General features: G+C 42.7%; 22 protein-coding genes. 13 read left to right on the plus strand and 9 right to left on the minus strand.

The features are described 5' to 3' along the window. Positions 1 to 380: helix-turn-helix domain-containing protein (locus tag F6K49_RS24890; RefSeq protein ID WP_293100968.1), on the minus strand; the 380-nt coding region annotated here is incomplete at its 3' end. A gap of 55 nt (positions 381 to 435) precedes the next feature. Between F6K49_RS24890 and F6K49_RS24895 the strand changes: the two genes are divergently transcribed. The 5 genes from F6K49_RS24895 (at position 436) to F6K49_RS24915 (ending at position 4119) form a co-directional block, all read left to right on the plus strand. Continuing rightward, the gene (locus F6K49_RS24895) at positions 436 to 663 is read left to right on the plus strand and encodes a hypothetical protein (RefSeq protein ID WP_293029442.1); all 228 of its coding nucleotides are present in this window, start codon (positions 436 to 438) and stop codon (positions 661 to 663) included. A 99-nt stretch (positions 664 to 762) separates the two neighbouring features. Next, a complete protein-coding gene (locus F6K49_RS24900; protein ID WP_293029438.1) occupies positions 763 to 1389 on the plus strand; it encodes a type I restriction endonuclease in 627 nt (208 codons plus the stop codon). A gap of 769 nt (positions 1390 to 2158) precedes the next feature. Next, positions 2159 to 3193: a GAF domain-containing protein gene (locus F6K49_RS24905; RefSeq protein WP_293029434.1), complete on the plus strand. Its 1035-nt coding sequence runs from the start codon at positions 2159 to 2161 to the stop codon at positions 3191 to 3193. 151 nt (positions 3194 to 3344) lie between these two features. Continuing rightward, positions 3345 to 3656 (plus strand): carbon dioxide-concentrating mechanism protein CcmK, encoded by a 312-nt coding sequence (locus F6K49_RS24910; protein WP_075900807.1) that lies wholly within the window; start codon positions 3345 to 3347, stop codon positions 3654 to 3656. A gap of 106 nt (positions 3657 to 3762) precedes the next feature. Next, positions 3763 to 4119 (plus strand): carbon dioxide-concentrating mechanism protein CcmK, encoded by a 357-nt coding sequence (locus F6K49_RS24915; protein WP_293029429.1) that lies wholly within the window; start codon positions 3763 to 3765, stop codon positions 4117 to 4119. 125 nt (positions 4120 to 4244) lie between these two features. Here the strand turns inward: F6K49_RS24915 and F6K49_RS24920 are convergent, their stop codons facing one another. Further along, entirely contained in the window at positions 4245 to 4511 is a 267-nt protein-coding gene (locus F6K49_RS24920; protein WP_293029426.1) for a hypothetical protein, read from the minus strand. A 336-nt stretch (positions 4512 to 4847) separates the two neighbouring features. Here F6K49_RS24920 and ahcY point away from each other — a divergent pair, with 336 nt between their 5' ends. The 3 genes from ahcY (at position 4848) to F6K49_RS24935 (ending at position 8274) form a co-directional block, all read left to right on the plus strand. After that, positions 4848 to 6125 carry an adenosylhomocysteinase gene (ahcY, locus tag F6K49_RS24925; protein ID WP_293029424.1) on the plus strand — a complete coding sequence of 426 codons (1278 nt, stop codon included), beginning with the start codon at positions 4848 to 4850 and terminating at the stop codon, positions 6123 to 6125. A gap of 643 nt (positions 6126 to 6768) precedes the next feature. Beyond that, positions 6769 to 7572, plus strand: coding sequence for a DUF928 domain-containing protein (locus F6K49_RS24930; protein ID WP_293100971.1), 804 nt, complete (start codon positions 6769 to 6771; stop codon positions 7570 to 7572). 78 nt (positions 7573 to 7650) lie between these two features. Next, positions 7651 to 8274: an exopolysaccharide biosynthesis protein gene (locus F6K49_RS24935; RefSeq protein ID WP_293100974.1), complete on the plus strand. Its 624-nt coding sequence runs from the start codon at positions 7651 to 7653 to the stop codon at positions 8272 to 8274. A gap of 52 nt (positions 8275 to 8326) precedes the next feature. Here the strand turns inward: F6K49_RS24935 and F6K49_RS24940 are convergent, their stop codons facing one another. The 4 genes from F6K49_RS24940 to F6K49_RS24955 all read right to left on the minus strand — a co-directional run bounded on the left by F6K49_RS24940 (position 8327) and on the right by F6K49_RS24955 (position 10754). After that, positions 8327 to 8533 carry a hypothetical protein gene (locus F6K49_RS24940; protein WP_293100976.1) on the minus strand — a complete coding sequence of 69 codons (207 nt, stop codon included), beginning with the start codon at positions 8531 to 8533 and terminating at the stop codon, positions 8327 to 8329. Between the two features lie 305 nt (positions 8534 to 8838). Next, on the minus strand, positions 8839 to 9219 hold the full coding sequence (locus tag F6K49_RS24945; RefSeq protein ID WP_293028451.1) for a DUF760 domain-containing protein: 381 nt from the start codon (positions 9217 to 9219) through the stop codon (positions 8839 to 8841). A 170-nt stretch (positions 9220 to 9389) separates the two neighbouring features. Then, positions 9390 to 9863 carry an SMC-Scp complex subunit ScpB gene (gene scpB, locus F6K49_RS24950; protein WP_071104321.1) on the minus strand — a complete coding sequence of 158 codons (474 nt, stop codon included), beginning with the start codon at positions 9861 to 9863 and terminating at the stop codon, positions 9390 to 9392. Positions 9864 to 9878: 15 nt separating this feature from the next. Further along, positions 9879 to 10754, minus strand: a complete 876-nt coding sequence (locus F6K49_RS24955) for an ABC transporter ATP-binding protein (protein WP_293043746.1) — start codon at positions 10752 to 10754, stop codon at positions 9879 to 9881. A 374-nt stretch (positions 10755 to 11128) separates the two neighbouring features. Here F6K49_RS24955 and F6K49_RS24960 point away from each other — a divergent pair, with 374 nt between their 5' ends. The 5 genes from F6K49_RS24960 (at position 11129) to F6K49_RS24980 (ending at position 15741) form a co-directional block, all read left to right on the plus strand. Next, a complete protein-coding gene (locus F6K49_RS24960; RefSeq protein ID WP_293100978.1) occupies positions 11129 to 12637 on the plus strand; it encodes a peptidoglycan-binding protein in 1509 nt (502 codons plus the stop codon). A 132-nt stretch (positions 12638 to 12769) separates the two neighbouring features. Then, positions 12770 to 13396, plus strand: coding sequence for a hypothetical protein (locus F6K49_RS24965; protein ID WP_293100980.1), 627 nt, complete (start codon positions 12770 to 12772; stop codon positions 13394 to 13396). A 20-nt stretch (positions 13397 to 13416) separates the two neighbouring features. Then, a complete protein-coding gene (locus F6K49_RS24970; protein WP_293100982.1) occupies positions 13417 to 13596 on the plus strand; it encodes a hypothetical protein in 180 nt (59 codons plus the stop codon). Between the two features lie 378 nt (positions 13597 to 13974). After that, entirely contained in the window at positions 13975 to 14112 is a 138-nt protein-coding gene (locus F6K49_RS24975; RefSeq protein ID WP_293100985.1) for a hypothetical protein, read from the plus strand. A gap of 279 nt (positions 14113 to 14391) precedes the next feature. Beyond that, the gene (locus F6K49_RS24980) at positions 14392 to 15741 is read left to right on the plus strand and encodes a serine/threonine-protein kinase (protein ID WP_293100988.1); all 1350 of its coding nucleotides are present in this window, start codon (positions 14392 to 14394) and stop codon (positions 15739 to 15741) included. A 176-nt stretch (positions 15742 to 15917) separates the two neighbouring features. Here F6K49_RS24980 and F6K49_RS24985 read toward each other — a convergent pair whose 3' ends face one another. The 3 genes from F6K49_RS24985 to F6K49_RS24995 form a co-directional block, all read right to left on the minus strand. Further along, positions 15918 to 16796 (minus strand): DUF928 domain-containing protein, encoded by an 879-nt coding sequence (locus F6K49_RS24985; protein WP_293100991.1) that lies wholly within the window; start codon positions 16794 to 16796, stop codon positions 15918 to 15920. A 257-nt stretch (positions 16797 to 17053) separates the two neighbouring features. Further along, a complete protein-coding gene (locus F6K49_RS24990; protein ID WP_293100994.1) occupies positions 17054 to 18418 on the minus strand; it encodes a transposase in 1365 nt (454 codons plus the stop codon). A gap of 176 nt (positions 18419 to 18594) precedes the next feature. Continuing rightward, complete coding sequence (locus tag F6K49_RS24995; protein ID WP_293100998.1) at positions 18595 to 20745, minus strand: adenylate/guanylate cyclase domain-containing protein; 2151 nt, start codon at positions 20743 to 20745, stop codon at positions 18595 to 18597. Positions 20746 to 21148: the final 403 nt, after the last annotated feature.

A 21148-nucleotide genomic window follows, 5' to 3' on the forward strand; every position in this document is an offset into this window, starting at 1 on the left:
ACCCGTGCTCCACACTTAAGGGGATCATCTGGACGATACATCACCCGACAGGGGCCATTGACCTCCACCGTATGACCGTAAACATTTTTAGAGCCTCGCTTCACCGTAATCACAGGATTCCGGTCCCCCGTCTTGAGATTGTTGCGAATCACCCTCTGGTTAACATGAATCACTGTCTTAGTGTACTCTGTACGCTTTGACCAGTTCCGTTTTGGTCCGCGAGTGCCAGGGGTGACCACCGGCATACCATCAAACAAAGGAATCACCCAAGTTCTGCCCACCTTATAAGCCCCTTTAACTCTGCCCTTGCCCAGAAGGTAACGGACGCGAGTAGCAGAAACACCAAGTAATTCAGCGGCTTGTGCGGTGGAAATCATCATGGCCAATAAACCATTGCTTTAACGATATTATTATAATAACACGATTTTCCATAAAATGCCAGGATTTGGTGAAACTATTGCATTGTCGCCATTTCAGATGGTGTGGGGTGTGGGGTGTGGGGTGTGGGCGCGGGAGGAAGAGGGTGCTAAAAAAAACTATTGCATTGTCACAATCTCAAGTAGTGGGGCAACTGGGATTAGTGAGATTAATGGGATTAGTAAGATACAAGGGTTCCAAAAAACTATTGCATTATCGCAATTTAAAGAAGAAGCTGATCGCTGATCGCTGAATACTTACGAAAATTGCTATAAATAAATCAGGGACTGTGTAATCACTTATGTGCGATTAATTAAACTCTAAATTATAAATTTTCAACTACCCATGGTTCAAACAATTCCTGCAAAAGAGATTACCTTACGTCAATTAAGACACAGATTCCACCTAGAACGAACGGATGATGAACATTTTTTCCGAGAATGGCAAGACGAGTTACCGGAACTGACGGATTTTGAGAAACAATTGCTAGGGCAAGTTAAAGAAGAATATCTGTACTTATCTGAGTCTCCGTTATTGGAAGTGATCTTGAAAATGGTGATAATATCGCCATTACTCAGACTAGCGGGATTTTATCGTCATCCCTTTGAAATTACAGCAGAGAAAGAAGTTAAAATCACCTCCGAAGATGAGGGTATGATTGTTACTGGACGTATTGATATTCTGATTTTTCACCCAGAATTCTGGGTTACTGTTATTGAAGCAAAAGGAACAAAATATGCCTTGGCAGCGGGAATTCCCCAAGTCTTAGCGTATATGTTGGCTAATCCTAATCCAGAGCAATCTATCCTGGGGTTTATCACCAATGGAAATGAGTTTAAATTCCTAAAGATGACAACCCACAAGCCACCTAAATATGCTCAATCCTATACATTCGCTCTTGAGAACAAAGATGACCTTTACACTGTTTTGAGAATATTAAAACGTATTAACCAAACCATCCAAAATCCCTAGTCAGCTTCCAGCTATCAGCATATTGAGGGGGTTTTCCAGGATAACTGATCTACTCGCGCTCCTCAGCTAAATGTCTAAGTTTTCCTGGATGATTTAACTGACTGCTCAGAAGCAGTTGATGTAGCCTCGGCGAGGATATTAGCTGACTGCTTACACTTCCTGAAAAGGACTTTACCTTTTTCACAAAAAGCACTATTATACAAATACTGCTGCCCAGAGCTTACTGGAAGCAGCAGGTGATAGCCAAACAAAAGAACCGATTATCTGTTTATTGATCAGGTTATTGATCAGGTGTGACAGCTGTATACCAACTATGGTATCTTCACCATGGTGGTAATGGGGGTAAGGGTAACTAGACGATGTGGCTGATACCGTGACCGTCATCAAAAACTTCCAACCCTAAGAGGTTATTAGAAAGCACGGTTAATTGCCTAGTAACATCTAACGGAATACACTGCTGAAAGCAGCAACTAGTTTGTTAAAACTACCTAGAGAGTCTAGTTAACTGATGGGATGAACCTATTAGAGACTTAGACCATTGACATCAAATGTCCAGAATATCGATAAAAAGCCATAGATTGAGATCAGGGACTGGCGTTTAAAAAAATACCAATTAAAGTAGGGTGGGTAACCTAACTTAATCTATAAAACTGAAAATAAACCAACTTTTTTTGCCTATCCGAAAAGCTAAAAACTGGTATTTTATATTTTGGCTACTCCCTAATCAGTTGGAGTTGAGATAAGCAGCTTTCCCCAAATCAAAAAAAGAATGGACAAATTATATAGTGTACACCCTAAGTATCTCGAAACAGTCAAATTAGTTTGGAAGCGTAAGCGTCGGGGAAGAGATATAGACCTAGCTAATAAATTAGATTTATCCTTGCCCATTGTTAATCTTTTTCTGATCGGAAAGCCCATTAAAGGTCTTTTCTTTGTAGAAATTTGTCAAGCATTGCACTTAAATTGGCGAGAAATTGCTGGTTTAGATTTACTGGAAACTCCGGTAAAATCCTCAGAGATTGAAGTAGATAGCAATGACGTAGATACCGTAGATATCACCGTAGATACCAGTGATGGGATTGGCCGTAGGCCAGGCTACGGGAATACAAAACCAAAGCCTATCGAAGAGGTAAACACCGTTGATGACGCTTTAGGGGATTTAGTGGATACCCTCAAAGAAATGTTACGTCGCCTCACCCGAAAAGCGGGAAATATACTAAAAGCAGACCGCACCAGTATTTTTTTACTGGATGAGCATAGTAATATCCTCGGTTCCATTGACGCTGATGATGGGAAAGGTGGCTCCCTAGTCATTGATATTCCAGCAGATAAAGGAATTGCTGGTGCAGCTGCTACCTCCTTAAGCATTATTAATGTTCCCTTTGATGTCTATGACGATCCACGCTCTGAAGAAGCGAAAAGAATCGACCAAATTACCGGTTACCGAACCTATACTATGCTAGCTTGGCCGGTGTTGAATCAGCAAAAAAATTTAATTGCTGTGGTACAATTAATTAATAAGTTAAAGCCAGACAGTAATCCCAAGGATGAATTGTATGAAAGAATTGATCTAAAGGGGTTTACCAAAAGAGATGAAGAACTGTTGGCTCAATTTACTCCTTCAATTCTGAGAAATTTAGAACGATGTCAGTTATGTTTCCAACTAGCCCGTAAACTTTGGGTAAATTCAGAAAGCAAATCAGGGATTATCGATCCCTATAATCAAAAACTAATTACTGAACTCCAGGAGAAAGAAAAACAGGTGCGCAAGAGCCTAAAAAAACTAACCAAACTCAACTTCTAGTAATTGTTAATTTTTAGGGTAAAATTTAAATATTTTATAATAGTTTAAATTTTAAATGTTAACGTTTTAGGCAAGCTAAGATATATTTTGCATAATAACTCCAGTACAATCAGATTTAACAAACTTTTCGTGTTGACCGGAGTAGAACACAATGCCAGTAGCAGTTGGAACCATTGAGACCCTAGGTTTTCCAGGGGTACTTGCCGCAGCAGACGCCATGGTCAAAGCAGGGGCAGTGACACTGGTATCCTATGATAAATCTGAGAAAGGTCGGTTTATGGTTAGCGTCCGTGGTAAAATATCGGAGGTAAACGTCGCGGTAGCAGCTGGTCTGGAAGCCGTAGAGAAAACCTATGGTGCAGAGGTGACAGCTTACTATATCATTCCTAACCCTAATGAAAATGTGGACACAGTGCTGCCCATCCACTACACCAGCAAAGTCGAAGAGTTCCGAACATTTTAAACCAATAGGCTTAATCGCTATTTGTCAGCATCGGTAGCGAAGATTCGTACAATAGTTCCTGAGTTTAAAATAATTCAACAAATTCAACAAAGTAAGGAGTTTGGCTATGTCCACAGTGGCGGTTGGATCTCTCGAAACCAAAGGCTTTCCTGGTATACTCGCAGCAGCAGATGCTATGGTGAAAGCTGGTAGGGTTACCTTAGTAGGCTACATCAGAGTTGGTAGCGCCCGCTTCAATATCAATATTCGAGGGGATGTTTCGGAAGTAAAAGCAGCTATGGATGCCGGTATTGCAGCCGTCGAAAAAGCCCATGGCGCTACCCTGGAATCCTGGGTAATCATTCCTCGTCCCCATGAAAACGTCGAGTGTGTTCTGCCCATTGCCTATACTGAAGCCGTTGAACAGTACCGAGAAGCTGTGGAAAATCCCATCATCGGGCCGGGGAACGGTTTGTCTCGTTAAGCTTTTTGGTTGGTTTTAGCTAAGCCCGCACCAACCCCAGGTCTGACCCGAGAGGGGAGCGGCTATAGAATGCGGGTTGAAGCTACATTTGTGTTAGAACCGGGTCCGGTTAACTATGTAAATAATCATGCTACTAATCCTGATGGTTGCACTTCCACAGGAACCACTGGCAAATCAACCCGCACTTTCTGAGCTTGGGGCTGTGCTGCTTGCTCTAATACTTCTACCTCAATATTAACTGCCACTAGATAAGAACCAGTTTGATCTGCCACAGCTTGGGCAATCAAACCAGCAAAGTCTGGCCGTTCTGCCGTAATGGGATCTCGTGACGTACACTGCTCCCATTGGTAGTCGGCATTGGGATTGATGCTCAGAATATAGTGCTTCTTCATGGGGAAAAACCTTGATTAGGGGTTTACATCAGATCAGCTGACCGTCAACTCGCTCTCTTGATTATAGTACAAATATACTAATTTAGGAGTGATCAGTAGTCAATCCTAAGAGGCCTTGCTGCCATTGAGTTTCCTATATCCTTCAGAAAATCGCCAAATTACTACATCAAGGGATGTAATTAGCACTCGTTAAAGAGATAAATATGTAAAATATCTTCAAAATCAGCAGGTTTAATCAGAATTTTGATAAAGCTTGCCCATCCGGTGGAACTTTCAAGGGACACGTTAAACTAATCAAGGCTAAACTAAAAAACGTTAACTAAAACACAAAACCTGATGATTGCAACTGCGACTAGGATAAAACACGAAGTTAAAGACCTGTCTCTGGCACCAAAAGGAAAGCAGCGGATTGAATGGGCTGGACGGGAGATGCCAGTGCTCAAGCAAATTCGAGACCGCTTTGCCCAACAAAAGCCTTTGGAAGGAATTCGTTTAGTTGCTTGCTGTCACGTTACTACGGAAACTGCCCATTTAGCGATCGCACTCAAGGCTGCTGGTGCTGATGCTGTCCTAATTGCCAGCAACCCTCTCTCAACCCAAGATGATGTGGCGGCTAGCTTAGTGGTTGATCATGATATTTCTGTATTTGCCATCAAAGGGGAAGATAACGAAACCTATCACCGCCACGTTGAAATTGCCCTGGATCACAAACCAAACATTATAATCGATGATGGTAGTGATGTTACCGCCACTCTGGTAAAAGATCGCCAACACCAGCTCAGTGATATCATTGGTACCACCGAAGAAACCACCACTGGCATTGTCCGTCTGCGGGCTATGTTCAATGACGGTGTGTTGACATTCCCGGCAATGAATGTTAACGATGCTGACACCAAACACTTCTTTGACAATCGCTACGGTACTGGTCAATCTACCCTTGATGGTATTATCCGCGCCACCAACGTGTTGCTAGCTGGTAAAAACGTGGTTGTGGTCGGTTATGGCTGGTGTGGCAAAGGCGCAGCACTTCGAGCCCGGGGACTGGGAGCCAATGTCATTGTTACTGAAATCGACCCCACTAAAGCCATTGAAGCTGTGATGGATGGCTTCCGGGTAATGCCGATGGCAGAAGCTGCTCCCTTAGGTGACTTGTTTATCACAGTTACTGGTAACAAGCACGTGATTCGCCCTGAGCATTTCGAGGTGATGAAAGATGGAGCAATGGTGTGCAACTCCGGTCACTTCGATATTGAAATTGACCTCAAGTCCTTAGGGGAAATGGCAACAGAAGTCAAAGAAGTACGGAACTTTACCCAAGAGTACTGTTTGAAAAATGGTAAATCCGTTGTAGTACTGGGTGAAGGACGCCTGATTAACCTGGCAGCAGCTGAAGGTCATCCCAGTGCGGTGATGGACATGAGCTTTGCTAACCAAGCTTTGGCCTGTGAATACCTAGTCAAGAACAAAGGATCCATTGAACCAGGTTTACACTCCATCCCAGAAGCAGTGGATAAGGAAATTGCGCGGCTGAAGTTACAAGCAATGGGCATTAACATTGACACCCTAACCCCAGAGCAAATCGAGTACATGAACTCTTGGACTTCTGGTACCTAAAACTAGGGTAATCCCTTGACGATACCGGTTCAATAATCCTGATATCCCTGATCGGGTAATGGGTAATGGGTAACAGGTAATGGGTCATAGGTCATGGGTAATTGGTAGTTGACGATGACCGACTATCGATTACCCTGACCCAAAAAAGTGATTAAGCGAACTTGAGATTATTGCGATTTTGGGATAGAATATGGTAATAATACCAATACCTTTGATGGTAAATTGGGATTAAATACATAAATCCCCAAGTTCAATACCTGATTTACTGAACAATTAATTAAGAATAATTAGCAATTAGCCCGCTGAATAAGGTGTGGGATTAGCCGCAATCCTTGGAAGAACAGAACTTACCCAAAACTGGGTACCAAACTCTACCTGTAGGGTAGAGTTATGGCTTTATTGCTGAAGAATAAGGGAAGGTAGGCAAATACCAGTTGCGAAAGCGGATTATGGGTGATTTTTAGAGATTATGGATGTTTTTAAGAAGTGGGGAAACTATATAGATATGGATAATATGTACAGGAAAATTCTAAAATTATATAGAATCTTGCATAAATCTTTAAAAAGAGGGTGATAAATACTATAGCCCAATAGCAAAAATGGACTTTTGCAAGAGGCCTATTAATGAGTAGGGTGATTGATCATGATATGGCAACAAACTCCAACCTATCTGGCAGTGCTTACTACTATGCTGTCGGCTGCACTGGTAAATGACTTGACGGCACCCCGGTTACTCGCACAGTCATACCCACACCATGAAGTTGGTTTACAATTCCCAGCACCACCAGAGCGAGGGTCACCGTCTAAAACCCTTGGGGCTGGGACACATATGATTGAATTTCCACGAGTACCAGAACGAGGAAAACCAACAAGAACAGCAGGAGGAGGGTCTCGTAGCTATTCCTGTACTGACAACGGTGACATCCCTTTGACTCCTATCGTGCCTGCCAATAATCTGGTCAAAACAGTGGCGGCTAATCCTACACTGTTCTGGTATGTTCCCAAAACTAAAGCCTCCGAAGCAGAATTTGTGTTAATTGATGACCAGGATCAAGAGGTGTACCTGACCAGCGTGAGCCTGGATAACACGGACGGTATTGTGCAACTGAGCATACCGAAAACCGTACCTCTGACCATGGGTAAGGAATACAAGTGGTTTTTCGTACTCGTTTGCGATCCTCAAGAGCGTAGCCGAGATCAGTGGGTTAAAGGAATACTCCAGCGTACTGAACTTAGTCCAGAATTAGCGCTTAATCTAGAGCAGGAGCAAAATACCTTAGAAAAAGCCAAACTATATGCTGATGCTCTGATTTGGCAAGAAACTGTGACTACTGTTGCCCAGTTACGGGATTCCCAGCCCCAAGCATGGGTAGATCTGATCAAATCAGTGGAGTTAGAAGCGATCGCTAACAAACCATTTGTGAATTGCTGCACACCTAACAATTAATCTTAGGTAATTTCAGGGTAAGTGCTAGAAGGATTAGTATAGATTAGTATATTAACTTTTATAACTAATCACTACTGAATGGCTAAACTCTCTGTAGAACTACAGCGCTATTTTTTTGAGGAAGAGCGAGAGCCTCAGGTAAAGCTGGCAGATATTTTGACCCTAGCGGGGGAACGTATTTTTGGGTTTCTATTCGTTATCCTATCCCTACCTTCCGCTTTGCCAGTTCCAGCACCGGGTTATTCGATTCCCTTTGCGATTGTGATCTTCTTGTTGGCTATTCAGCTCATCGTTGGTGCCAAACGCCCCTGGCTACCCAATAAGATGATGAATGGGAAAATGAAACTGGAAACGGTACAGGGTTTTCTGAAAATAGGACTCCCTTGGTTGCGGCGGATTGAGGCAGTTACCCGTCCTCGCCTAAGCTATATTTGTACCAGTTTGCCTGGTCGGATATTTATGGGGAGTGCGATCGCATTAATGTCAATTTCGATGATGATTCCAATTCCAGGAACAAATACCCTTCCAGCTATTGGAATTTTTATAACTGGTTTTGGCTTAACTGAAGATGATGGCGCAATTAGCCTAGCCGGTTTAGTGCTGTGCTTGATCGGAGCAAGCCTCTCCATCTCAATTCTGTTTGCTCTATGGTTTGGTGGCACAAATCTAGTTGACCAGATTAAGATTTGGCTAGGTCGTTGAAGTTCTGTGCATCCAGTCCGTTTCGAAGGTTTTTTTTGGGTTACGGTAATGGCTAATCGGTAATAAACTTCGCTGTAGTTGTCGGCAACTTCGGACAAGGGAACTTCGGCTCAGGCCAGAATAATTTACGCAAACAGTATAATGAAACTACATTGGCTGCTAGGTCTAATCGATAATCGGTAATAAGTAATCGGTAATAAGTAATCGGTAACAAGTAATCGGTAATGAGTAAATAGTAATGGCTAATCACAATTACCATTTACTCATGACTTATTACTCCAAGATTTACAATATCTGACACTATTGATGCTACCGGAGATGATACTATCTGAAATAGTTAAATTTGACCATGCACGGTTTACATCTCTATGGGTTAATCCTCCCATCCGATCCATCTCGACCTGCGCCTAAAAAGGAAAAAGGGACAATAGATTGTTATAGTATCATCCCTTTAACCTATTCCATTTACTCTTTTTCCCAAGTTAATCATTCTGAACATAGTGGAATTCACTGGTGTCTACCTAACTTAGTAGGTATCAAAGTAGGTATTAAACCAGAGGACATCTATGACTCAGTTGGGTTTGGGGAGTCGCTACGCTTTTCACTTGGCCGCTTGTGAGTAGGTAAGGGAGTGGAGTTGCTTAAGTTGTCCTCAAGAACCATACGCTGTTCCATCTGACGGAGAAAATAACCAGTCATCATGGCTGAAGCCAACAATCCAGCTAAATTTTCCCGATCAGTGGTGATTTGAACATTAAAGTTTTCTGATGGCAGCATCCCTACTAGCCCCTGAACGTTCTGAGAGATGATTTGTTGGATTTCAGGGCTAGCAGACTTAGCAATCCTTGCTAAAACATCAGAAGGTTGATTCTGGAGGTATTGCAGCAGTTGGTTCGCTTGAGGCTCTGCTCCTGGGGAACTTAGAAAATCGGGGTTGAATACCATTAGAAATTTTAGGTTTGACCTGCTTCATCTCGACTTTTCTATACTCTAAACGATTGTGAGATAAGCTGAATCCGCTTTCGGGGATAAATCTAAGTTTTTTCGGTAGAAATTCTGAGAAAAAAAGCTTACTTAAAGAAATCTTGAAGTTTCTGTAACCCTTGGCATAGCTTCTATTGGGGTGGCAGTAGCTGCTCAACTTCAAAGTGTTGATGAAATTTTTCAGTAACTTGTAACCAGTACGAGCGCCCCTCAGTTTGTCTACGTTTCTGGACAAAATCGAGCTCGACCAGTTCCTGGATATGTTGATACGCTCCACTCCCACGAAGGTTGACTAGGTCAGCTTGAGTAATCGGACCTTTAAGAGCGATCGCAGCTAAAGTCCTCAAAGCACCTGTGCCCAATTCAGCGGGAATTAAGTTTTGCAGTAATTCACTAAAAGTGGCTCGTAACTGTAAGCTATACCCAGCAGGAGTTTCCACAACTTCTAAAGCACTGTCCCGGTGGGCATAGTCTGCCATCAGTTCAATCAGGCCATCCGCAACTTTTTCGCGATCGCATTGGGCATACTCTGAGATTTCCTCTATGGAGACGGGCTGTCCCTTCAAGTATAGAATCGCTTCAATTTGGGTAGCTAGACGAGGCATTGTTTTAATTCGCTTCTAATCCAATTGACGTCCTGTCAATTCAACAAAAATATCTTCCAGGTTGGAGGGACGAACCATCACACCAGTTTTATCCGGTAAACTTTCGAGATAGCCACTCGCTTGTTCCAGAGTCGGGAAAAATTTGTACTCAAAGCGTTCTGAGAGTTGTTTGATCAGCAATCCTTCCCCATGTTGGTGGCGCAACTGTTCAAGTGTACCTAATTCGATTAGTCTACCAGAATCCATGATCCCGATCCGTCCTGGCTTGCCAGCGCCATAGCCATCGCACAAAAACTCCACTTCTTCCATATAGTGGGTAGTTAGCAATATCGTCATACCTTGGCGATTCAAATCCCGAATAATTTCCCACAGGCGACGGCGGGTTTGGGGGTCTAATCCCACTGTAGGCTCATCCAAAAATAGAATCTTCGGTTGATGTAACAGCGCTCTAGCAATTTGCAACCGACGCTTCATTCCCCCAGACAGAGTTTTCACTAAACTATCCCGTCGGTCTATTAGCTCTACATACTCTAACCACTGATTAATCAGCCGCTGACGCCCAGGATTGGCAATGTGATGCAGCCGTCCGTGGAGTTCCATGTTTTCCCAGACAGTCAGGTCAATATCCACGCTAGTTTGCTGCAAGACCACACCAATATTTTCCTTGACCTGATCTTTTTCTTGTACAACGTCGTAACCCGCTACCTTAATTTGCCCCTTGGTCGGTTCAGTTAACGTAGTTACCATCCGAATTGTAGTGGATTTACCAGCACCATTCGGACCAAGCAAACCAAATATCTCTCCTGATTCAATCGTAAAGGAGAGGTCATTGACTACAGGGACCTTATCGTAGATTTTGTAGATGTTCTGGAGGGAAACAGCTGGGGGCATAGATTCCTTGTATGTATGATATTGAGTCAACAGACTTAAGCTAACCCGCTTCCACACCACAGGTTAGAAGCAAATTATATCATGTTGATCTAATTCCGTTAATAAAAAGAGCAGTAATCGCAAATTTAGGGGCAAATACAACTGCTACAGTTGTATTCATCAATATTAACGGTTATTTAATTAACATAGTATTACTTTTAATTTTAAATAAATTTTCAATACTTAAAATAAAGTCTTGGAATTTTTAATTAAACTTAAGTATTATTATATCTAGACAAAGCATCAATCCGTAGGTTAAAACAAATAGGGGCTGTTCCTTTGGTTACTCCATTAGTTATCAGCTACAGTTATTGACTTTTATCGTATAATTTAGTATGGCAATATTTCGGATATTAGGTCGGGTAATCGATCCAAAAACCAGTGGCGTCGTTTCAGGACTAAGGGTTGAAGCATGGGATAAAGACCTTATTTTCAACAACTTGGTGGGTAGGGCCATCACTGATGACCATGGCAGCTTTGGTATGGAATTCGATGAATCCTATTTTCAAGAACTGTTTGCTGACCAACGACCAGACATTTTTTTCAAAGTATTTTGTGATCAGCAACTGATAAAAAGCACTGAGGATTCAGTGCTGTGGAATTTGGACATTGGCGAGACTGAAGTCTTGATCACTGTAGATAACTATAGCAAAAATAACGTTTACGAAAAATACCTACAAGCTGCTGTTCAAGGTTCTAAAGATAATCCCAAACTATTATATCTCGGTATTAAGACTTCACCATACAAACAGCAAATTAAAGATTATCCCTCCCGCCTGAACCAGAAACCGGATGGTAAACATCTAGTGTCTGTAATTAAAGCGGATAAGACTTTCAGTCCTTATCCAATCCTGGGGCAACTTCCAGATATTGATCAGCAAGGTTTGGAGTTTCTCCATCAAGACATCAAAGAAGCTTGTGTCTGTGTTGGTAGTTTTGTAGACCAAGAGTTCAAGGTAAAATGGTTGGGACGAAATGCCCTAAGTAATGACGAATTATGGAGTGGTAGTAAGATTATCCCCATTATTAATCTAGTATCTCGCCTTAATAGCAAATCTCCTAATGACGACCTCGATAAGTGTACAATTCGAGGCACAGACCAAGCTGGAAATCAAAGGGATATTCCTGTCTGTGATTTAATCACAGATGTGATCAGTTATGACTACAATACAGCAAGTTCTAATTGCTTAGGAGCAATGTTAAAGCGCTTTGCTCCCCAAATGGAATTGGAAAATTGGCTGAAACAGATTACAGGCAATGATAGCCTGATTTTCCGTGGCCGATATGGGGAAAAACCCTTTATCGAGTACCCCCAGTTGTTTGGTAGCACAACCAAAAGCATAATTCTAACTGCTGACCCTGAACCCCCTCAATGGGAAAGTAATACTATATCCGCTTATGATTTAAATCGGATGATTTCAATGGTGGGTTGGCATAATTACATACCGGAAGCATGCCAGCTACCAGGAGTTAAGTGGGATAGTCTCGAAAGTATCATCAGAGCAATGGGGAATGATCCAGCTCGGTTAATTGATTTAGCTATTAAAGAGTTGGGTTTGTTGAATGTCATTGACTCAACCGTGATTATCTCAAAACTCGGCAACGGAGTTACCAGTATTAGGAACAGAACCGAAGCGGTTTATGTCGCGCTAGTTAAATTAGTTAAGCCTAGTCTTGACGATTCCCTCAAGCCAGGTAAATTGATTACCTTCAGTATGGCGCTACGGGGAGCAAAAGTGCTTGAGCCAAGAGATTTCAATCGTGAAGCGGTGGAACTTGATGCCAGAATAGCAACAGAAGTGACAGAGATTTTGCGCAGAGCGGTGATGGATGAATTAGTTTGATTAGCTAGTTTTATCAATTTTCACGGTAAGTGTCCGGTTACTGTCTAAACTCCAAGTAAATGTAAGTAGTTATATCAAGTCCGGTTAATCACCTCCCAAGTAGTCTCTGGATTGTAGGCCAGAAGGGATATCATGATTAGTCAACCGGACTTGATATTAGATCATGGCCAGAAACGTTTTATGCTTGGGTTTTTTAGGGTCAGGTTTAGACAAAAATTGAAAACCGTGTGGGGACAAAAACCTAAAGAAAAAAAGTATAGCTTCTCGTCTAACTACTACAAGATTTTCTTGGATATCCAAAGACGATGTGACTTTCAAATTTCTTTTTCAAACTTTCTTTTGTACGTTTTCTTTGTTCTGCAATATACTATCCCTATTTTTTTAGCAACTATCGCATGTATTACGGCAGGTAATGACTTGTTGGTCACGTTTATTCAAGAATTTGTTTATGATGATCAAGCTGAAAATATCGTCAAGTTTTTTATATTTTTAATTAGTCTATTAGGAACATTATTCGGCACCATAAGTGCGACAACTAACCCTTCGGAAAGCTATGATAATGCAGCAGCGTTTCATAACAAATTTTCTGAGTTTAAGATTAATTTAGCGATAGATATGAGAAATCTTGAACTTACTAATGCTATGGAAGAAGATTACCTGCAGCTTCTGAAGCAAAAAAATGCTAATCTTTCTGAATTGATTCAGGAATATAATCAAAAACGGTCGATCGATAAGAATCAAGTAGGGGGAGACAATTAAGAGGGGGGAGTGTGGGAAGTGTGGGGAGATGGGGAGATGGGGAGATGGGGAGATGGGGAGATGGGGCTTTCAAGGTGAAGTTTCCAGATCCGCTGTTCCCTGTTCCTTTTGCTATATATAGCGGACGCAAAACAAAAAAACCAACAACATCCCATACTCAGCACGCTAAGCTATATATAGATGAATGGATTTTAAGCTGATATCTGGAATAGTACGGTTGACAAATTAAAAAGCTATAGCTATAGTCAAAATATTGATATCTCCAAGCTGGGCAGGCTAAGTAAAAACACTTCTATCCACGTAAAGGAGTGTTTTTAGGTTTAGCAAAGGCGCAAAGGTGATTGGTTGGAGTTTTCTGATGCCACTTTTACCTTGGAGCCAAAGTAATGATCCTAAAAATAATAAGTAAATAGGTAAGTAAATAGGTAAGTCCTGATCTGGTCTTAAGCTTTATCTTAGCGATTGGCCGTAGGTCACGCTACGCGATCGCTAATTATTTCCTAGTAGCCAACAGTCGTTACTTCTAGGGATAAATAGCAATTGCGTCACATCCAAATTATTTGGATAAAGGCGGTGCCATGGCTACGCCAATTGTTAGGAACGATTGCTTAGGCTTAGGAACTTATTCCAATCAGCAACGCCGAAATTATCACTACAGTAATCAGCGATCAATCTATGCGCTACGCGCACGCTGCGCGAACAGCGATCGCTTTTAGCGGAAGCTTCGCTTCATCGCGTAGCGTGACCTACGGTCAATCAGCTAACACGCTACTTGAAAAGCTGCCCAAACCGCTATTAATAATGAGAGCAACAGAGCTGAGCCAAAATTAGTAAATTGGTATTAATCTCTTTATTTAAGAAGCTGCGAATTTATAGCGTTTATAGCATTTATGAGGTACGCTTTTCAACCTCAAAGTCCCCCTTATTAAGGGGGATTTAGGGGGATCACTTGATAGCTGAATCCTGACAGAAATCAAGTTTTTAGGAGACAGCCAATGATATTACTACATCAGCCAAGCACAATTATTGGTGACCGCTATCGCATTGTTGCACCCTTAGGTCAGGGTGGCTTTGGAACAACCTACGAAGCTGAAGATTTAACTAACTACAAACGAGTAGCCCTCAAAGCCATCTCCCTGCGCTATCTAGAAAACTGGAAAGGGTTAGAACTTTTTGAAAGAGAAGCTAAAATCCTTGCCAAGCTCAACCATCATGCTATCCCCAAATACTTAGACTACTTTTACATCGACACTGCTGATGACCGCCGTTTTTACTTAATTCAAGAATTGGTTGGGGGTCAGTCGTTCAGTGAGTTAGTGAAAAAGGGTTGGTACCCTAGTCAGGGGGAAATCAAGGAAATTGCTTTCCAGATTTTGGACATTCTTCAGTACCTCCATCAACTGAATCGAGCTGTGATTCACCGAGATATTAAACCACAAAACCTGATTATAAATTCCAAAGGTATAGTATTTTTGGTGGATTTCGGTGCTGTCAAAGATGTCTATCGTAATACGTTAAGCTACGGGGAAACATTTGTTGGCACTTTTGGCTATATGCCACCAGAACAGTTTCAAGGACAAGCATTTTGTGCTTCTGATTTATATAGTCTAGGGGCAACACTATTGTTTTTGTTAACCCATCGCTCTCCTGCCGATCTACCTCAGCAGCGACTAAAGATTGATTTTCGTGGTTCAGTGCAGATATCACAGCATTTTGCTGACTGGTTAGAGAAGATGCTAGAACCAGCTGTAGAAGATCGATTCCAGTCTGTGGAGGAAGCGATAGATGCCTTACGGCGAAAACAGTCAATTTCCAGTTCTTTGTCCGGTTCTATAATACCACAGCGGCAACAACCTGCTGGTAGTCGCATCATTTTGATAAAAAATTACCAGCGTTTGGTAGCAGAAATTCCGCCCTGTGGATTAAACGGTAATAACTTGCTTTTGGCTATCTTGATCTTATCTGTACTTAAATTTATTCTTGTCTGGAAAATGGTGACAATAGTAACTTTTTTTTCGACTGTATTTTTCCTGGAATTCTGGATTATTGTGCTAGTTTTATTGGGACGATTATTTGATATTGCTGGTGAGATATATTTGGAAATTAACCGATATACCTTCAAGATAGAATGGCAGTTATTTGGTTTAAGCTTGGGACAGATTACAGGACGTACAGTAGATCTTAAATTTGTTGAAGTGGATAGTAGTGTTAATTTCCTAGGTCAAAAAACTATTACCTGTGCTATTGGGGAAGGAGCCCAACAACACAAATTTGGTTCCAAACTTACCAAAGTTGAGAAAAGATGGTTGGTTGAGGAATTGCGCGACTTTCTTGGAGTGATATAGCGCTACCCTTAGCGTCAGAAGTCAGAAGTCAGAAGTCAGAAGTCAGCAGTGATCCACTGATACCAAGTTGCGGTCAAACATACAACTTTCTCTTCCCCCAATTTCCCCATCTCCCTATCTCCCCATCTCCCTATCCAACCAATCTACTATCTTTGAATACAACTCGGTATGACCCACTACTGTGCCACACTACCCAATCCCACTTGTTCCAGCAAAGCGATAAAATCTGCTCGAATCGAGGAGTCATTGGGATTAGCAGCTTGAGCCTGGTAAAGGGCATCAAGGGCATCAAACCAAGCCCCTGCTTCGGCATAGATGATTGCTTGTTGATGCAGTAACTCAGAGGTGGAGCTGTTGGTATTTGCACCAACTGCTGCTAGCTTTTGCTCTAATTCTGGGGATTGTGATACCCGCTCAATCCAGCTCCTATAATAGGAAGTCTTAGGCGGGTTTTCGCGATCGCATTCTAGGGTAACAAACCACATGTATATGTTCCTGTCTTCTTCCTCCAGTCCTGGTGGGTTTGCGATCAGTTCTGGACTGTTTTCCGGAAGTTCTACTGAGATCATCCCTACCTCAGCAGAGTCAATCCTTTTCTCAAATATTGTCTGGTTTTCTACTGTGTCCACCAAGGTAAATACTATTGGTACGTCTACAGGCTCGGACAAATACCAGAAAAATCTAGGATGACCAGATATAGTCTGTGCAGCGACTTCCTTTGAAGGAATTAACAGCGTCACCAATTCACGGGGTAACTGCTCACACCCACCTCGTGAACCAGACCCATTACTCTTTCGAGGAGCGCTATCGGTTGGTGGAATAAATCGTAAGCGTGAGCCTTTGGCTGAACTATTTTGGGAACTATTTTGGGAACTATTTTGGGTTTCCGATGAGTTATGATTAGAATCTGCAACCTGACCGTTGACAGATTGCAACCCTTGAGAATAGCTTGGTTTAGGGGTGAGTGTGCAAAACAGCAGTACAATTAGGATTGATGTTGTACATGCCCATGTTGTACGCCCCAATAAATTAATAATGTTAGCGGTAGTTTTCATCAGTTTATTGAATTATTAAACTATAATAGACAATTACAAGAATTAGCATTAACCCTTAGTAAAGCCTGAGTTTAAGCTTAATTGTTTCAGAGATATAATTTTTTTGTACCATGGATTTATAATCTCAAATCCCGCTGACTAGTTTTCCTGTGGCAGGGAAACGCTCAAAAGATTATCCCGCAACCAACACAGGGTTTTTCTAGCAGCGATTAACTAGACTTGAAATTAGACCAAATTGCCTGGAACCAGGTAACTTTTTATACCCGAAACCCTTGACCCAACTCAACGGTGACTAAATTAGACTTCACAGAACTTAGAATCAATTCCTGATTACTGACTGGTATAGAGATTCTAGTTTTGCTGATATCTCCGGAGGGACAGCAGTTAACCGGATTTGACACTCCCCGGTCGCGCATACGCGGGGATTCTTCGCTCAACGACCCGACTTGCTGAACCTGGCCGGAACCAAGAACAGTAGAGGCCAAATCTCCCGAAGTGTTCGGATCGATGATCCAGGTTCCGGTGTGCCCCACCGTACCCAAGGCTCTTTTCAGGATATTGACTGCGGCGTTGTGGTCTCGGTCTAATTTACAACCACACTTACAGACGTGAGTCCTAGTAGATAGTGACTTCCTGACTACTTCGCCGCATTCTGAGCAGTTCTGGCTTGTGTAGGCAGGATTAACTGCGACAGTAGCCCTACCAAATTTATTCCCAAAATGCTCTAACCATTTTCTGAATTGATACCAACCTGCATCGTTAATAGATTTAGCTAGACAGTGGTTTTTGACCAGGTTCTTCACTCTTAAATCTTCGTAGGCGACCAGGTCGTTAGACCGGATTACGCAACGTGCCAGTCTCTTGGCATGTTCTTCACGCTGCCTACTTATTTTAAGGTGCTGTCTGCCTAATCTATTGACGGCTTTCTTGCGATTGGATGAGCCTTTCTTTTTCCGGGAAACCCGGCGTTGATAAAACTTTAGACGCTTTTCCCCCGTTCTATAAAAGCGGGGATTAGGTTCAGTGTTCCCTCTAGAATCGGTATAGAATTCTTTCAGCCCTACATCCAATCCTACAGTGGCGTCAACCGGGTCTAATTGTTCGTTCACATCAACAGAGATGCAGAACTGAACATAGTACCCGTCAGCTCTTTTGACAATGCGAACCCGTTTGATTTGCTTCTTGTCGAAGCGCCACAACTCCCAGGTCCCCTTGAGTTTTAGCTTCCCGATTCCTTTCTTGTCACTAAAGGTAATTGATTTTTTATCAGGGGATAACTTCCATCCTGACTGCTTATATTCAACCGATCTACAGTGCTTTTGGAAGCGGGGGAAACCTTTCTTCCCTGGAACCTTTTTCTTGCAGTTTTCAAAGAAGCGAGAAATTGATGACCATGCCCTTTCAGCGGCAGCTTGCCGGGCGGTAGAATTTAATTCATTAGCAAAAGGGAATTCTTTGGCAAGGATTTTACAGTATTTGCTTAAGTCATACTTTCCTGTCCCTTTATTGTCCATCCACAAGCGAATACAGCTATTGCGGATAAATTTAACCGTCCGAATTGCTTCGTCGATAGATTGATATTGAAGGGATTTCCCATATGCTTTGAACTCTATTATGATCATCAGAACTCGACCTCAACTGATATATTATTACGCTAACACATCTAGCGAAAACCGTCAACTCAAAATCAAATCTTTTTCACGGCGACTAAAGTCGCTACGGGCTTTCATCCCCGGTTTGAAAACACGGGGATGAAAGCCTTGGTAATTCCGTAAAAACTTCCCGGTTCTGCTGTTTTTTATAAAACCTTGGCGTAGATGTCCTCACTGGGTTGGTTCACATTATCTGGATCGAGTAAGTTGAGCTTAAGATTACTCAGTGGCTCAGGGATAGCAGAGATTTCGCTGCTGTTAGCACGAAGCTTAGCTCCCTTACTGGAAATCTCGACTAAACGCCCAGTGTAGACCGACTTGCTGATATGCTTTCCATCTATAAAAGCATAATTAAATTGTAGCTTGGTTTTTTGGTTAACTTCGAAAAACGTTTCTTGCTGTTTGGGTAAAAATAGGTTATAATGATGCCCAATTCCACCCACTTCATAGATAGTAATTGGCTGTTTAATTCCCTTGGGTTTTACCTGTATTTGACCGTCAATTCTTAAGAATTCGCCAGTTTCTTCCAAAGTGGAAGAAGAAATCATGACTTGACCGCCAGTTGTATAAGATTCGATCCGGTAAGCCAGGTTAACGGCGCTGCCAATCACACTATATTTGGTGCGTTTTTCGGAACCAATATTCCCAAGCACAACCACACCGGTATTGATACCGATGCCCATTTCCAGTTTTGGATAGCCCAACTGCTCGATTTCTTCATTGACACTAGTCATGGCTAATTGCATCGCTAGGGCACAAGCCACTGCTCTGTGGGCATCATCCTCTTGGAGGGTGAGAGCACCAAAAAGCACTAAAATCCCATCCCCGATGAACTCGTCGATAGTTCCTTGATAAGCAGTAATCACATCCGCCATGTGACCCAAATAGATGTTGAGGATTTTGACTACCTCTTGGGGATGTAACCGTTCTGAGATCCCAGTGAAGCCTCTTAAATCAGAGGTCAAGATGGTGATTTTCCGGTTTTCACCCCCGAGTTTTTGTTTGTCTGGGTTCTCCAGCAAATCCTCCACCACTTGGTCAGTTAGGTAACGTCCAAAAGTGTGACGAATCTCTTTAGCAGTGCTAGCAATGTAAGCTGTGATGGCAATTGCAGACCCACTTAAGGCTAACAATGGCGGTATCACCGGGAGCCACCAACCCCCCAAAAACGCTCCATAGGTACTTCCAAATAATGCCCCTGTGGCCACCACGGTAATCGCAGTTCTCCTCAAGGACAGCCCTCCGAGACCGCCAAGATAGCGCCATTTCCAAGTTAGAGTCGCACCAACGAAAGACCAGACTACAATCCACAGGATTTCCACAGGCTCCGACCAGGTTTTGAGCAAGGGACGACCATCTTCCACAGCACTAATAATTTGGCTGACCATGTTAGCTTGAACTTCCACCCCAGCCGTTAACTCCCGGATGGTAGTGTCATTACTGTAGGAGGTGTAGAAAAAGTCATTTAAACTGACCGCAGTTGCACCAATTAAAACGATGGAATCATTGATCAAGTCATCTGGAATGTTATCTTCCAAAACGTCGGTCATGGTTACGGTGCGGAAGGTTCCCGCTGGTCCGCGATAGTTCAAGAAAATCTGGTAACCGCCATCATCGATTCCCACATAACCGCCGTCATTGCTGGCCAAAGGGCGAAACATGGCCTTGCCCCACTGGAAAATTCTGGGATCTTGCTGTAATGGTTCAGGAAAAATGTTTTTTGACTCTAGATAAATCCCCGCTAGGAGCATACTAAAGGAGGGCTTTAAGTGATCATTTACCTTCAAAGTAAGTAAGCTGCGCCGCAGGATACCATCCATATCGTTTACGACATTATTGGCACCTACGAGACCACGTTCACTGAGAATCGGTGGAGGAGGCACCGCATTGTCAGGGTTGTCTTGATCGATGTATTCGATACCAACTAAGTTGGGTGTGGTTTCAAACACCTTGAGTAACTCACCATGACCGGGCTCAACTGGAAAATCCCGATACAGGTCAAGACCAATGGCTGCAGGATTTTGAGCTTTGATTTTGTCTAAAAGTTGGGCAAGCATCCGATCAGTGATTGGCCACCGTTGAGCACGCTTTAAATCTGCCTCAGTCATAGCCACAATCACAATCCGTTCATCCGTAGGTTCCTTCGGACGCCAACAAAAGTATTGGTCGAGAGCCGCTAGTTCGTAAGGCTGTAACCAGCCGAGTAGCCTGAATGCGATCGCAATTCCAGCCACCACCGGTGTAGTAATTAGAACACCGCGCCATTCCCATAGTTGTTGTTTTACTGGTTGCCACATCTTACCTTATTCAAGTTGGTGAGGTACAATTTTCTGGGTTTTAGGGAGTAGGGAGCAGGGAGTAGGGAGCAGGGAGTAGGGAGCAGGGAGCAGCGGATCTCGGAGCAGGGCAGAAACTTCAGATGTACCTCACGCTTACTAGGAAACTATTATTACGGTTGAACCTCAAAAAATGGTTTCTTCTTGAAAGGGTGATTGACAATGATAAAGCTATTGGTAACTACAAAAGCATTAGTGGGTGGATCTCACTTTGGCAAAAACACTTAGCACAATAGAAATCGGATAGGTCAGAGGGATTGCTCCCTCTTCGCCTCCTTAGCACCGTGCGAACAAGTCTCCAAGTACACGGCGCAACCAATTCCAAAAGAACACGTTATCTTTTATCCAGCTTTTCCCCCTTGAA

The sequence above is a fragment of the Moorena sp. SIO3I6 genome, from assembly GCF_010672095.1.

Bases quoted from the DNA above. Each gene is read 5' to 3' on its own strand.
- F6K49_RS24895 (WP_293029442.1), top strand. From the start codon at position 436: ATGCCAGGATTTGGTGAAACTATTGCATTGTCGCCATTTCAGATGGTG.
- F6K49_RS24900 (WP_293029438.1), top strand. From the start codon at position 763: ATGGTTCAAACAATTCCTGCAAAAGAGATTACCTTACGTCAATTAAGA.
- F6K49_RS24905 (WP_293029434.1), top strand. From the start codon at position 2,159: ATGGACAAATTATATAGTGTACACCCTAAGTATCTCGAAACAGTCAAA.
- F6K49_RS24910 (WP_075900807.1), top strand. From the start codon at position 3,345: ATGCCAGTAGCAGTTGGAACCATTGAGACCCTAGGTTTTCCAGGGGTA.
- F6K49_RS24915 (WP_293029429.1), top strand. From the start codon at position 3,763: ATGTCCACAGTGGCGGTTGGATCTCTCGAAACCAAAGGCTTTCCTGGT.
- F6K49_RS24920 (WP_293029426.1), bottom strand. From the start codon at position 4,511: ATGAAGAAGCACTATATTCTGAGCATCAATCCCAATGCCGACTACCAA.
- ahcY (WP_293029424.1), top strand. From the start codon at position 4,848: ATGATTGCAACTGCGACTAGGATAAAACACGAAGTTAAAGACCTGTCT.
- F6K49_RS24930 (WP_293100971.1), top strand. From the start codon at position 6,769: ATGATATGGCAACAAACTCCAACCTATCTGGCAGTGCTTACTACTATG.
- F6K49_RS24935 (WP_293100974.1), top strand. From the start codon at position 7,651: ATGGCTAAACTCTCTGTAGAACTACAGCGCTATTTTTTTGAGGAAGAG.
- F6K49_RS24940 (WP_293100976.1), bottom strand. From the start codon at position 8,533: ATGGTAATTGTGATTAGCCATTACTATTTACTCATTACCGATTACTTG.
- F6K49_RS24945 (WP_293028451.1), bottom strand. From the start codon at position 9,219: ATGGTATTCAACCCCGATTTTCTAAGTTCCCCAGGAGCAGAGCCTCAA.
- scpB (WP_071104321.1), bottom strand. From the start codon at position 9,863: ATGCCTCGTCTAGCTACCCAAATTGAAGCGATTCTATACTTGAAGGGA.
- F6K49_RS24955 (WP_293043746.1), bottom strand. From the start codon at position 10,754: ATGCCCCCAGCTGTTTCCCTCCAGAACATCTACAAAATCTACGATAAG.
- F6K49_RS24960 (WP_293100978.1), top strand. From the start codon at position 11,129: ATGGCAATATTTCGGATATTAGGTCGGGTAATCGATCCAAAAACCAGT.
- F6K49_RS24965 (WP_293100980.1), top strand. From the start codon at position 12,770: ATGATTAGTCAACCGGACTTGATATTAGATCATGGCCAGAAACGTTTT.
- F6K49_RS24975 (WP_293100985.1), top strand. From the start codon at position 13,975: ATGGCTACGCCAATTGTTAGGAACGATTGCTTAGGCTTAGGAACTTAT.
- F6K49_RS24980 (WP_293100988.1), top strand. From the start codon at position 14,392: ATGATATTACTACATCAGCCAAGCACAATTATTGGTGACCGCTATCGC.
- F6K49_RS24985 (WP_293100991.1), bottom strand. From the start codon at position 16,796: ATGAAAACTACCGCTAACATTATTAATTTATTGGGGCGTACAACATGG.
- F6K49_RS24990 (WP_293100994.1), bottom strand. From the start codon at position 18,418: ATGATCATAATAGAGTTCAAAGCATATGGGAAATCCCTTCAATATCAA.
- F6K49_RS24995 (WP_293100998.1), bottom strand. From the start codon at position 20,745: ATGTGGCAACCAGTAAAACAACAACTATGGGAATGGCGCGGTGTTCTA.